Origin of the sequence: Clostridium gelidum (genome assembly GCF_019977655.1) — a bacterium.
In the GTDB taxonomy this organism is placed as follows: Bacteria; Bacillota; Clostridia; order Clostridiales; family Clostridiaceae; genus Clostridium; species Clostridium gelidum.
Genome location: NZ_AP024849.1, coordinates 2,755,445 through 2,768,229, shown reverse-complemented (window position 1 = coordinate 2,768,229; position 12,785 = coordinate 2,755,445). Strand labels below are relative to the sequence as shown.

Sequence of the window (12,785 nt, the reverse complement as noted above, 5' to 3'; positions counted from 1 at the left end):
GGGATATTTTCATCAATGAAAATATCCCTTTATCTATAAAACATAAACTTTTGTTTTTCTTAATAGTAATATCTAGTACCGATTTATTTAATTGATTGAATTTGTATAATAAGTTTCATTTATTGTACTACATTAGCAGTCTTTGCTGCTTTCTTTGCTTCACGAGCTTCCTTAATTTTCTCTCTTGCTTCCTTGTTAGTAGCACCAGTAATATCTACTCCTAATTTTGTAGCTTTTTCTGAAAGTTTTTCAGTTACTACTTGCTTTTTTGATTCAAGAGCTGCTTTTATTTTTGCTTTTGCGTCTTCCTTTGATAATCCTGTAATGTCTACGCCAAGTTTAGTTGCCTTTTCGGTAAGTGTTGCAAGCTTTTTAGCATCAATAGCTGCTTTTATTTTTGCTTTTGCATCTTCCTTTGATAATCCTGTTATATCTACTCCAAGCTTTGCTGCTTCTGCTGTTTGAAGTTTAATTCTTGCGTCTTCATTTGATAGACCTGTAATGTCTATTCCAAGTTTTGTTGCTTTTTGAGTAAGTTTTTCAAGGTTTTTAGTATCAATAGCTGCATGTACTTTAGCTTTTGCATCTTCATTTGATAATCCTGTTATATCAATTCCAAGAATTGCAGCTTTGGCTGAAATCTTTTCAGCTGTAGCCTGTGTTTTATCTTCAAGGGCAGCTTGTATTTTAGCTTTTGCGTCTTCAGCTGATAATCCTGTAATATCTACACCAAGCTTTGTAGCCCTTGCGCTTTGAATTTTAGCATTTGCATCTTCCTTTGAAAGACCTGTTATATCCACTCCAAGTTTTGCTGCTACTGCTGCTTTTATTTTATCTCTTACTTGTTCACTAGTTAAACCTGTAATGTCTATTCCAAGTTTTGTTGCCCTTTGAGTAAGTTTTGCTAATTTATCTGCTTCACTAACTTGTTGTGTTGCAACTGTTGTTACATTAGTTGTTGTATCCTGTGGAGTAATGTCAGCAGCAAATGCTGGAACAATACTTGACATTGAAATCATAGCTGCAATAGCAAGTCCTAATATTTTATTCTTTTTCATAATTATCTCTCCTCTTATTATATATATTTTTGTTAATGTGCCTTAATATAAAATGTACTTGTAACTTAGTAATAACTGGTTACAAGTACATAATAACTTTCTTTTGTGAAATTTATGTGAAATAAGGCACATGAAAGAAAATAGCAAGTCCAAAATACCATGATTATTTTTTCATCAGGCAAGGAAGTATATTGGTCTCATAGCGGGCCTATCAGGGCAATATGCTGACGTAGCATGATGGAAAATAGGCTTGGCAGATGGACTTGTTATTTTTTTGATTGTGCCTAACTAAATATATATAAATATTATTTTTTTGAATGTATATAAGGAATTTCAAGAGAAAATACTACACCCTCATTTACATTTTCCACTTTAGTAGTACCTCCATGAAGTTGTACTATTAATTTTACAATTGCTAGTCCTAATCCATGTCCCACATATTTTCTAGACCTTGCTTTATCTACTTTATAATATACATCCCAAACTTTTTCAAAGTCTTCCATTGATATATGGTTTCCTGTATTAAAAACACTTATTTTAATTCCATTTTCTTTTTTTTCAACAGTCAATCGAATTAATTTTCGTCCTTCTACATGATTTATAGCATTTGTAATAAAATTATTTATAGCTTTCTCAATCATTTCACGATCAGCAGATACTACACAATCATTTATACATTCCAATTCAAAAGTAACCGCTTTATCAATAAATCTAGGATTAAATCTTTCTACTATCTTATATATAAACTCACAAATATCAAAACTTGTTATATTTAATTCAACCATTCCTACTTCCATCATAGAATGATTTAAAAGTTCAAGTACTAATTTATCCATTCTATCGCATTCTTCCACTAGAACTGTACAATACTTCTGCATCTTTTCCTTATCATCAGCCACACCATATTTAAGTCCTTCAGCATATCCCTTAATTATTCCTATTGGAGTTTTTAATTCATGGGACATATTACGTACAAGCTGTTTTCTACGTTCAACGTCTTCCTTAAGTTCATTTATACTAGCACATAATTTTTCGGAAATTTTATTAATACTTTCTCCAAGCTTTCCAATTTCATCTTGAGACCCAATATGTACTCGTTTATCAAATTCAAGGTTAGATATATTTTCTGCAACATTGCTCATTTCTATAATTGGCTTAGTTATTTTCTTTGAAAAAATAAGTATAAATATTCCACCAATAAAAATTACTATTACTCCTGAAAGCATATAAAACTGATTTGCTATTGAAACACTTTGATTAATACTCTTAAAAGGCTTTTTTAAAATAATGTATTCTTCATTACTCATTTTTAATACAAAAACTAATTTATTTGTTTGAGCATTGTTTTTTTCTTCAGTATAATAAACAAAGTTCTTTGAAAGTTTCTTTTTATTTTCTAAAATAATTTGTTTCATTTCTTTAGGTAAACGGTTCTGATTAGTATCTTTTTTTTGATTAACGGAATTGTATTCTATATTAAAATTTTGATCAACAATAGTTGTACTTATATTTTCAATATTCTCTATTGTGTTTATGTATTCATAGCTATTTTCTTTATCATTTATATACTCATTATTAATTTTTTCACTTATTGATTTTAATATACCTTTATTCTTATAAATATAATACGATTCTAAAAATATTGAATTTAAAAATATCCCAAATGCTACTAAGGAAACCATAAATATTGAGACTATTAAAAATATCTTCGTTTTAATTGTCTTCATGATTTTGTACCTCAAACATATAGCCACTACCTCTTATTGTTTTTATGTAATTACCATAGGTTAATAATTTAGATCTTAAAGTTTTTATATGTGTATCTATAGTTCGTATATCTCCATCAAAATCATACCCCCATACTTTGTCCAATATTTGTTCACGTGTTAATACTCTATTATTATTAGTTACAAAATAATTGAGAAGACTATATTCTTTACGATTTAACTCAACTTCTAAATCATTTACTATTACTTTATGCCTTACTGGATAAATTTTTATTTTTCCTACAATTATTTCATCAATTCTTTCTTTCTTTAATTTTCTTACAATTGTATTAAGACGAGCAACAAATATTTCATAACTAAAAGGTTTGGAAATATAATCATCTGCGCCTTCCTTAAGCCCAAAAACTTCATTTTTTTCGTCTCCCAGTGCTGTTAACATTATTATAGGCACATCTGAATGTTCTCGAATTTCTTTGAGAACTTCCCAGCCATCATATATAGGCATCATTACATCCAATATTACGATGTCAATATCATTTGAACTAAAGAAAATATCAATTGCTTCTTTGCCATCTCTAGCCTCCACGGGCATATAACCTTCTTTTTTTACTATATCTGATACAAGTTCTCTAAATATTGATTCATCCTCTGCTATAAGAATTTTTATATCCATAATCACCCTTCTTACTAATAGATTCTAAAACCATTCGTTTTTCTTAAACCAAACCACACATAAAATAACTATACTAATACATATTGCTATAACAACTGGATAACCATAACTTAAGCTATATTCTGGCATATTAAAATTCATTCCATACCATCCTACTATAAGAGTAAGAGGTAAAAATATTGTTGTAACAACTGTAAATAGCTTCATTAAAGTATTCTGATTTATATCCATTTGAGCTTGGTATGCCTCCCTAACTTGTGTAACATAATCTCTTAAATTGTTTACGCTTTGGTACAATCTACTAATGCGGTTAGTAAACATTCTAAAATATTTAATTGTCTTTTTATCAATAAGTTCATTATCATTTTCTTCAATAGATTCTGCAATATTCAAAAAGCGTTCATAATAACGTTTTAGCTTTAACAATTTTTTTCTAAGAATAATTATTTTGTTTAAATAATCATCTTTTTTGGAAGTTATTAGTCCGTCCTCAAGGTCAGTAATTTCTTGTTCAATATTTTCAATAGAGTATGTGTCTTCAGAGGTAAGTCTATCGAAGAATATGTAAAGCATCTTATTAAGACTTGTGCATTTAATTTCTCCAGACTTAGTTTTAGTAATTATGTCGTCTATAATAGTATATTTATCACTTATAAATACAAGAAGATTTTTTGTGAAAAATATACATACTTTCTTTGAGTGCTTTAATATATCATTAATCATTGGAATTTTTAGAGATATATAGTCAAATCCCTCATAACTCTCAAACTTAGATGATCTTCCATTCAAACATTCATAAAATATCTTTTCATTAATATTAAGCTTTTCCGCTACTGATTCCAATTGTTCAAATGTAATAACACAAATAAATTGTTTACTATTATTTAAATTTATATTATCAATAGTGTCTTCCATTAAACTATCATTATTTAAAGAATATATCATTAATACTCACCTATTTTTCATTATTTTACTATATCTTATCATAAATGATTAATTATTAACAATAAAGTTCTACTTCTTATCTAAATATTTGTCATTTTGGAGTTATATTTGGGCTTAAGATATCTTAAGTCAAAGAAAAATGCTGTAAAATTCATTTACAGTAAAATGTACCCTATAAGATAGATAGTAAATAAAATATCTATCTTATAGGGTTTTTATGTATAATAAAACAAAGAGATAGGAGTAGATTTTATGAGTAATAAGTTATTTACAAAAGAAGAAATAGAATTGATATCTAGAAATAAATATGTAAAAAATGTTAGTGAAAGATCAATTACATATACAGATGAATTCAGACGAATTTTTATATCAGAATACGAAAAAGGAAAGTTTCCACGAAAGATATTTGAAGAATCTGATTTCGTGATAAGTATCTTAGAGATTGGACGAATTGAATCGATAAGTAAAAAATGGCGTGCTGCCTATAAGGAAAACGGTATACATGGTTTAGATGATACAAGAAAAGGCAAAGCTGGGCGACCTCGTGATAAGGAACTTTCTATAGACGAAAAATATGAACGTCTTAAAGTACAAACTACTCTACTGAAAGCTGAGAATGAATTATTAAAAAAACTCGATTTGATAGAAAGGAGAGTGATAAAACGAAAATAGGTTCATTAACAAAAGAAAATTTCATTCTTATTAAATCAGTAATTAAAAAATATAAATTAAAGAATATGACAAGCTATTTATGCACATTAGCTGGTGTATCACGTTCTGGATATTATAATTATTTTTCAGCAAAATCCGAATGCTTGCGCAGCAAGCGCAACGATAATGATTTGGAAGTTAAAGATATAATTTTAAAGGCATTCAACTTCAAAAAACATAAAAAAGGTGCAAGACAAATAAAGATGGTATTGAAATCTCAATATGGAGTTGTATATAATCTAAAACGTATTCGCAGACTTATGAAAAAATATGACATAGTTTGTCCTTATAGAAAAGCAAATCCATATAGACGAATGGTAAAAGCAACTAAAGAACATAAAGTCTTACCTAATGTGCTTAATAGGAATTTCAAACAGAATACCCCTGGCAAAGTATTGCTTACGGATATTACCTATTTGTTCTATAAAAATAAAAGCAAAAAGGCTTATTTGTCGACCATTAAAGATGCATCAACTAATGAAATAATGGCTTATAATGTATCTGATAGTCTCACATTAGATATAGTTATCGATACTATCACCAATCTTAAGAAATCAAAAAGTGTAAAATTTCATCCTGAAGCTTTCATTCATTCAGATCAAGGATCACACTACACAAGTCCTAAATTTCAGAAGTTAGTAAAAGAATGTGGGTTTGGTCAATCTATGTCTAGACGAGGAAACTGTTGGGACAACGCCCCGCAGGAATCATTCTTTGGGCATTTCAAAGATGAAGTAAACATAAAACAATGCCAAACATTAGAAGACCTAAAAAATGAGATAGACCAGTACATGATTTATTATAACAACTATAGATATCAATGGAATTTAAAAAGGATGACTCCTGTTGAATACAGAAATCATCTCATTGATTCTACACAGTATTTTTAACAATGTCCTTTACAAAGGGTACATTTTACAGAATGATACAGCATTTAAATTCATTTATTTATCTTTAATAACCCTTACTACACCTTAAAATCATTAACCATTTCCACTAATTTATTTGTGCTAGTATTAACTTCTTTTATTAAGTTCACCACATTATCAGATTTTTCAGATATAGTATTCATCATTTCAGCAATACTATTTGTTCCTTTTGCTGATTCGTTATTTGCTGTAGTTATTTGATTTACAGAGTTTGCAACTGTATTTATTGAAGTCATCATCTCATTAGATTTTTCACTAAAGTTACTTGTCATATCACTAATCATAATTGCATCATCACTATAATGTTCTCCCGTTTTAACAATCATCTCATAATCACTTATAACTTGAGTATTTATAAATTGAAGCATGTCCTCTGATGTATCCACTAAGTTTTTCACAGTATTTACAACTACGTTACTAATATCTTTTATTTCTGATACAGTATTTTTCGAATCTTCTGCAAGTTTTTTGATTTCTTCCGCTACTACTGAAAATCCTGTTCCTGCATCTCCTGCTCTTGCAGCTTCTATTGAAGCATTTAATGCTAATAAATTAGTTTGAGATGCAATTTGTAAAATAGCTTCCGATAAAACATTTATTTTTTCCACTTCTTTCGATTTTTCAATAGCTTCTAAAAGCTTGTCCTGTGTTTGAATATTAATTTGCTGTGCTTGTTCTTTAGAATTAACAGCTTTGTTTTTAAGCTCATTTGCTCTCTCTTTAATTAATGATGAATTTTCAGCTTCGCTCTTTGCCTTTTGCGCAACTGATTCAATATTTAACTCAATTTCAGAAGTTGCTAAACTCATTTCTTCAGTTGACGCTGCTGTTTCCTCCATAACACTAGATAATTCCTCTGTTGTAGCATAAATATCCTCAATCAAGGCAGCTAGCTGACTAATATTTTCGTTTGTTTTCTCAACTTTATTCTCAACATTCATAGATTCATCAATAATAACGCGAATTATCTTTCTAAAGGAATTCTGCATTAAGTTAAAGTTTTTTGCTAACTCACCTATTTCATCATTACTAACAAAATCAATATGCTGTGTTAAATCCCCTCCACTACTTGCCATAACTTTTAATTTAGATAATATTGTATTTATTGGTTTAACAATATGCCTTGTAACATATCCCCATGTTATTATCGATAATATTATTGCAACTAAAATGGATACTACTATTAAAATTATTGTGTTTGAAATCGATTTTTCTATATTCTTTATAGATGTTTCAATATTTTCAGAAGCTGAAATTTTAAAGTTATCAACTTCACTGTTAATTTCTTCTGCTGTACTATCAAACTTTTCCATAGATACATTACCTTTTTCAGGACCACCATCAATATATGCTGTAGCCATTGTCTTACCTGTTTCATAATATGGTTCAAAAGCTTTTTCTATTTTTACAATTTCCACTGTGCTTTCAGGGTTTATTTGTTTAAGTTCTTCCGTAATAATTTTCACATCTTGTGCATACTTTTCAGCCTTATCAAATCCATCATCAAAACCTTCTGCTGCTCTTGTCGCACTTATATCTGTAAGCCATTGCTGAACCTCTACAACATCAAGTTTTAACTTATCAGTTTTTGAAATAGTCGAAAAGTATTTTATATTCATTTCCTTTACTAATTTCAAATTATTATTTGTATAGACAAACTGAATTGCCATAAACCCTAAGAAAAATATAATCATGAAAAAAAGTGGTAATAGTATTTTTAACTTTATGCTTCTCATATATAACAGTCCCTTCTTGTGTGAAATTAATTTATTTATCAGCCGAATATGTTGTCATATTATACATTTTTAACGTTGATTAATTACATAAATTTGTTGCTAATGCTAATTATTAATTGTATTATATACTTGAAATGAAAAATATACTACAAAATTTATTGTTTTTTGTAGTATGATAGCGAGGAAATTAAATATGTTAAGTAATTCTTATTTTGCGCCAATTATGGAGACTATAGCTTGTTTATTGGGAACAATATTATTTGTTAGGTTCTTTTATAAAAATAAAGATCCTTTTTGGAAGTTCATGTTATTAGCACTGCTTATGTCAGCAATAGGTACTTTTATTGATGAAAATTTTGATGAATCATCACTTAGAACAATTGTTGAAAATATTTTTTATTTAAGTACATATGTTTTAATTATAATTGGATTTAAAAAAGGAATTAAAAGAATACATAATTATATAAAGATAAAAATTAGAACTATAATTCTGAATTTTCTTGATATTGTTATTTTTTTCTTTTTATCTCTTATTATTTTTTGTTTTTTTGATAAAGAAATGCTCAAAAACCTTTTTTCGTTTAATATAACTTTAGATTGTTATTTTAATTTTATTTATCCTATATTAGATTCTTTCATTTTATTATATTTTACTTTTAGTCAAAGAATATTTAGTACTTCAAATAAAAATAAATCTTATATTTATTTTTATGTTGGTGTTATGATAAGAATAATATCAGATTTTATAGATATATTTGAAATAGGATATTCTAATAATATATATTCGGTAAATTTATGGATAAGTTCAGTTGGTATTTTTATAATTATTTATGCACTTTATTATATAAAAAGTCATGAAATGCAACTAAAATATTCAGCATTTAATATAGTAGAGTATAATGATGAAATGATTACCGGGTTCAATTATAGCACTGTCTTTGTACTTATAACATATCTTACTATTTATATTTATTATAATATATTGAAATTTTCACAAGTATATTACAATGATACTTATAATGATTTTATCATTATGTGCGGAATCATCATGTTAGGAATCCAGAGTATAAAACAACTTGTAATAATCTATTCATATCAAAGCCAAGTATCTGATTTAGAAAAAAAAGCAACGAAAGATTATCTTACAAATGCATATAATCGAAGCTATACATTTAAATTGTTAAACAATCTATTTATATACTACCAAAATAACAATCTAGAATTGTCAGTTCTTATGTTAGACATAGATTTTTTCAAAAAAATCAATGACAAATATGGGCATTCATATGGCGATTTTGTATTAGTTAATATTGTAAAGATCATTAATATGTGTATATTAGAGAATGGTATTGTATGTAGGCATGGAGGAGAAGAATTTCTTGTTATATTACCAAACTATTCTATGGATAAAGCATTTATTTTGTCAAATGAGATTAGAGAAGCTGTACAGAATTACGAGTTTGAGTATAAAAATAATGAAATAGTAAAAGTAACTATTTCAATAGGTGGAGAAACAATGAATTCAACTACTGAAGATGAAATCGATTTAGTTGATAATGCAGATAAGGCGCTATATGATGCAAAAAAAACTAGAAATTTGTGTAAGTGGTATTTAGAATAAAATAAAATGGCTATCTCTCCCAATATAATTAGAGATAGCCATTTTATTTTAGTATTAATACAACTTCAATAATCTTGATATATTTCCACCAAGGACATTATCTGTCACTTTCTTATTAGGACTTATTTTCTCCACCGTTTCTCTCAATAATAATGGATCCCCATATGGAGCATCCGAACTAAATAAAGTACGATCTGGTAATTCTTTTATTGCTATTGTAGGTGCTAAAATTGTAAATGTAGCTGATAAATCTAGGTATATATTCTTATTTTCCTTTGCCATTTTTATTGTTTGAAGCCAATTTGTACCTCCCATATGTCCGAATATTAATGGAACTTCAGAGTATTTTTTTGCTAATTCTATAAGTTCTTTAATATCATCACCATTAAGAGGATGAAATGTATGAACCCAAATAGGTAATTTACTAAGTTCTGAAGAGGCTTGGAAAATAACTTCTAAATCTTTTACTTTGCCTGACGCAGGCGCAAATTCACCTAATCCATAAAAGTTATTTTCAATTACATTTTTAACAATCCATTCTGCAGTTTCATCATAAGTTAAATTGAGTGGTACTTGGCCAAATCCTATGAATTTTGATGGATTTCTCTCTATTACTTCTTTTAGTTCTTGTGTAGTTCTCTTAATATTCTTAACCCGTTCTTCTACAGTAGTATTACTTGCTAATATATTGTCTAATATCTCCATCTCCTTTTCAAAGGATTCCATATCATAAGCTTTTTCTGGATGTGGTGTTGTAGAAAATAGTATAGTTTTATCTATAGAAGCTTCCTCCATCATAAGTATTTGTTTTTCTACTGGAAATATAACATGCGCATGACTATCTACTATCATTAATAACATCCTTTCATTTAGGCTCTTTCAAAAAATATTGACCCATTTGCTTGTCTCTTATTTTCTGTAAGATTCCTTATTATTTTTCTCTTATAACAATAATAATCTTAATGATAATCAATTTAAAGTACGCACAAATTTGAAATATAGTATCATTAATGATACTATTAAACCATTATTACACTCATATGGAGGAAAAAGAATGTCAAAATCAGAAAATATAGATTCTCAGTGTCCTATGGACGTTACTATAAATATTTTAAGTGGTAAATGGAAATTATCTATCCTCTGGAATTTAGCCAATAAGGGTATAATTAGATTTAATGAATTACAAAGACTTTTACCCAATATCACTCAAAAAACCCTTACAATGCAATTGAGAGAGTTAGAAAGTGATAACATAATTTATAGAAAAATCTATGCAGAAGTCCCACCAAAAGTAGAATATAGACTTACTGATTTAGGTGAAAGTATGAAACCTATTTTAAGTTCCATGTGCGAATGGGGAAAATTTTATAAGCAGACATCCTCAAATAATTAAAATTACTAGACGCTTCAAAAAAATTGAGCTGTTAAAAAACGGAAATATAATTTCTATTTTTTAGCAGCTTCTTATTTTCTCTTAATAAACAATTAAATTTTAAATTTCTGTACTAATTCATGAAGATCTTGTGCCAATTCAGCTTGACTCTGAGCAGATTCTGCTACTTGCTCCACTGCCTTTGTAATCTCACTTATGCTAGCTAGTACTTCTTCTGAACCAGCAGCGGTTTCTTCCGCTGTAGCAGAAACCCCTTCAAATGCTATATTCACTTGTTCCACTGTTTCATTCATCTGCTTCGTAGAATTAAATATACCTATAGCCATATTGCTTACAAATTCAGCATCTTTTTCATATTGTATTCCAGTATCTAAAAGCAAAGTGTAACTTGGTTTCACGCTATTTACCATGTAATCTAGCATATCTTCACTACTTGAAGATAATGCATCAAAGGCATTCCTTACTTGAGTAACCATACTTTGAATTTTTGTTACAGCTTCAGTTGACTGTTCCGCTAATTTTTTAACTTCTTCAGCCACTACTGCAAAGCCTTTTCCTTGTTCTCCAGCTCTTGCTGCCTCTATTGCTGCATTTAGTGCAAGAAGATTAGTTTGTTCAGATATGGTTCCAATAGAATCAGCCATTATTTTAACGTCTTCCACCACTTTGCCCTCTTCAATTGCATGTATGATATTGGCTCTCTTTTCTTCATATATTACATTGTTTTGTTTTATGTTTTCATTAGCTTTTTCTTTTATTTGAATAGCTCTTTTATTTATATCACTGCCAGAAATTTTTGATTCTTCAGCCTTCTTAGCTAAGTTATTTGTGTTCATTCCTATTTCATCCATTGAAGCACTTACTTCTTCTGTTGTAGCACTTAAGTCTTGAGCACCTTTAGCAATTGTCTCAGTAGCTTCACTTGAAGCTTGCATCATTGAAGATATCTCTTCTGTTGTAGCAGACAAATCTCCACTGGCTGAATTTATCTTTTCTGCACTGCCTACAATCTCAGTTATAAGCTGTTTTATATTTTCTCCAGCTTTATTTAAAGCCTTAGAAAGTCTTCCTATTTCATCTTTGCTATCTATTTCTATTTTTTTAGTTAAATCACCATCACCTATAGCTTCTGCAAAATTTAAGACCTTCTTCAATTGCTTGTCTATGGTAATTGATATAAATGTACCAATTGTTATAGCAAGTGCTAGTCCAATAATTATTACAGCTATAATAAAATATAAAGAAGTACTATATGTATCTGTATTTTGTTTATCTGAAGCCATTGCTTGTTCTTGATTAATTTGAATTTGATCTTCCAAGTCTTTAAACAAATTAGCTCTAGCTGTAGCAATTTCTGTAAATCTAACTTTAGATTTGTTAAACTCTTTTTCATTTGCTAATTTTATTACATCAGCATAAATTATTCTAAATTCTTGTAAATCCTTTTTTAGTTTTTCAAATGTAGGTTTTTCCTCTTCAGATAATAAAGTCTTTTCATAGTCACTAATTATTTTGTCTGTATCAGTAGCAAAATCTTCAATTTCTTTAATCAATCCAGGATTTTGATTATCTCTATTTTCTTGATTTGAAATTTTTAACAAGCTATATCTTATCTCTAAGGTATCCTGCTTAATTTTGTTCATCTTTTCTATAGACATAAGATTTTGTGCATACATTTTTGCAGCATTTTTATGTATAGTTTGCATATTTCTTATTCCAAAAGCCCCAACTAGGACTATTAGTAAAGATATACTTACAAATGCTGGTATCAATTTTTTAGACATGTTTAAGTTATTAAACCACTTCATAATAATTCCTCCCAAAAATTCTATTTATATATACACTTCAACTATTAATTAAAAAAATTTCAAGCTACCTTAAAATCTAAGCTTTTCATATACTTTGAATTAAGTTGAAACATTGTACATTAATTACCATACGCCTCAAATGCTAAACATACAAATTATTCGACATTTTTTCTCATTCTAATTA

10 protein-coding genes are annotated in these 12,785 nt (G+C 28.3%); 3 read left to right on the top strand and 7 right to left on the bottom strand.

Features of this window, described 5'->3' with window-relative positions; genetic code table 11:
* Positions 1-119: 119 nt before the first annotated feature.
* The 4 genes from psyc5s11_RS12305 to psyc5s11_RS12290 all read right to left on the bottom strand — a co-directional run bounded on the left by psyc5s11_RS12305 (position 120) and on the right by psyc5s11_RS12290 (position 4,403).
* Complete coding sequence (locus tag psyc5s11_RS12305) at positions 120-1,058, bottom strand: hypothetical protein (RefSeq protein ID WP_224037860.1); 939 nt, start codon at positions 1,056-1,058, stop codon at positions 120-122.
* 305 nt (positions 1,059-1,363) lie between these two features.
* Positions 1,364-2,785, bottom strand: coding sequence for a HAMP domain-containing sensor histidine kinase (locus psyc5s11_RS12300; protein ID WP_224037859.1), 1,422 nt, complete (start codon positions 2,783-2,785; stop codon positions 1,364-1,366).
* A complete protein-coding gene (locus psyc5s11_RS12295) occupies positions 2,772-3,458 on the bottom strand; it encodes a response regulator transcription factor (RefSeq protein ID WP_224037858.1) in 687 nt (228 codons plus the stop codon). The genes psyc5s11_RS12300 and psyc5s11_RS12295 overlap by 14 nt, the downstream gene beginning before the upstream one ends.
* Before the next feature lie 24 nt (positions 3,459-3,482).
* The gene (locus tag psyc5s11_RS12290) at positions 3,483-4,403 is read right to left on the bottom strand and encodes a magnesium transporter CorA family protein (RefSeq protein WP_224037857.1); all 921 of its coding nucleotides are present in this window, start codon (positions 4,401-4,403) and stop codon (positions 3,483-3,485) included.
* Between the two features lie 252 nt (positions 4,404-4,655).
* On the opposite strand from psyc5s11_RS12290, the gene psyc5s11_RS12285 reads away from it, so the two are divergent.
* Positions 4,656-6,004 (top strand): IS3 family transposase gene (locus psyc5s11_RS12285; RefSeq protein ID WP_375541960.1). Its coding sequence is split into 2 segments (ribosomal slippage): positions 4,656-5,043 and positions 5,043-6,004, totalling 1,350 coding nucleotides; the frame shifts between segments, so codons are not numbered across the junction.
* Positions 6,005-6,081: 77 nt separating this feature from the next.
* Here the strand turns inward: psyc5s11_RS12285 and psyc5s11_RS12280 are convergent.
* Positions 6,082-7,680: a methyl-accepting chemotaxis protein gene (locus psyc5s11_RS12280; protein WP_224037856.1), complete on the bottom strand. Its 1,599-nt coding sequence runs from the start codon at positions 7,678-7,680 to the stop codon at positions 6,082-6,084.
* A 292-nt stretch (positions 7,681-7,972) separates the two neighbouring features.
* On the opposite strand from psyc5s11_RS12280, the gene psyc5s11_RS12275 reads away from it, so the two are divergent.
* Entirely contained in the window at positions 7,973-9,400 is a 1,428-nt protein-coding gene (locus psyc5s11_RS12275; RefSeq protein ID WP_224037855.1) for a GGDEF domain-containing protein, read from the top strand.
* Positions 9,401-9,454: 54 nt separating this feature from the next.
* Here the strand turns inward: psyc5s11_RS12275 and psyc5s11_RS12270 are convergent, their stop codons facing one another.
* A complete protein-coding gene (locus psyc5s11_RS12270; RefSeq protein ID WP_224037854.1) occupies positions 9,455-10,252 on the bottom strand; it encodes an amidohydrolase family protein in 798 nt (265 codons plus the stop codon).
* Between the two features lie 202 nt (positions 10,253-10,454).
* On the opposite strand from psyc5s11_RS12270, the gene psyc5s11_RS12265 reads away from it, so the two are divergent.
* Entirely contained in the window at positions 10,455-10,793 is a 339-nt protein-coding gene (locus psyc5s11_RS12265; protein ID WP_224037853.1) for a winged helix-turn-helix transcriptional regulator, read from the top strand.
* 92 nt (positions 10,794-10,885) lie between these two features.
* Here psyc5s11_RS12265 and psyc5s11_RS12260 read toward each other — a convergent pair whose 3' ends face one another.
* Positions 10,886-12,601, bottom strand: coding sequence for a methyl-accepting chemotaxis protein (locus psyc5s11_RS12260; RefSeq protein WP_224037852.1), 1,716 nt, complete (start codon positions 12,599-12,601; stop codon positions 10,886-10,888).
* Between the last annotated feature and the right edge of the window lie 184 nt (positions 12,602-12,785).

Coding starts and splice junctions, on each gene's coding strand:
- psyc5s11_RS12290 (WP_224037857.1), bottom strand. CDS start 4,403: ATGATATATTCTTTAAATAATGATAGTTTAATGGAAGACACTATTGAT.
- psyc5s11_RS12295 (WP_224037858.1), bottom strand. CDS start 3,458: ATGGATATAAAAATTCTTATAGCAGAGGATGAATCAATATTTAGAGAA.
- psyc5s11_RS12270 (WP_224037854.1), bottom strand. CDS start 10,252: ATGATAGTAGATAGTCATGCGCATGTTATATTTCCAGTAGAAAAACAA.
- psyc5s11_RS12260 (WP_224037852.1), bottom strand. CDS start 12,601: ATGAAGTGGTTTAATAACTTAAACATGTCTAAAAAATTGATACCAGCA.
- psyc5s11_RS12265 (WP_224037853.1), top strand. CDS start 10,455: ATGTCAAAATCAGAAAATATAGATTCTCAGTGTCCTATGGACGTTACT.
- psyc5s11_RS12275 (WP_224037855.1), top strand. CDS start 7,973: ATGTTAAGTAATTCTTATTTTGCGCCAATTATGGAGACTATAGCTTGT.
- psyc5s11_RS12300 (WP_224037859.1), bottom strand. CDS start 2,785: ATGAAGACAATTAAAACGAAGATATTTTTAATAGTCTCAATATTTATG.
- psyc5s11_RS12305 (WP_224037860.1), bottom strand. CDS start 1,058: ATGAAAAAGAATAAAATATTAGGACTTGCTATTGCAGCTATGATTTCA.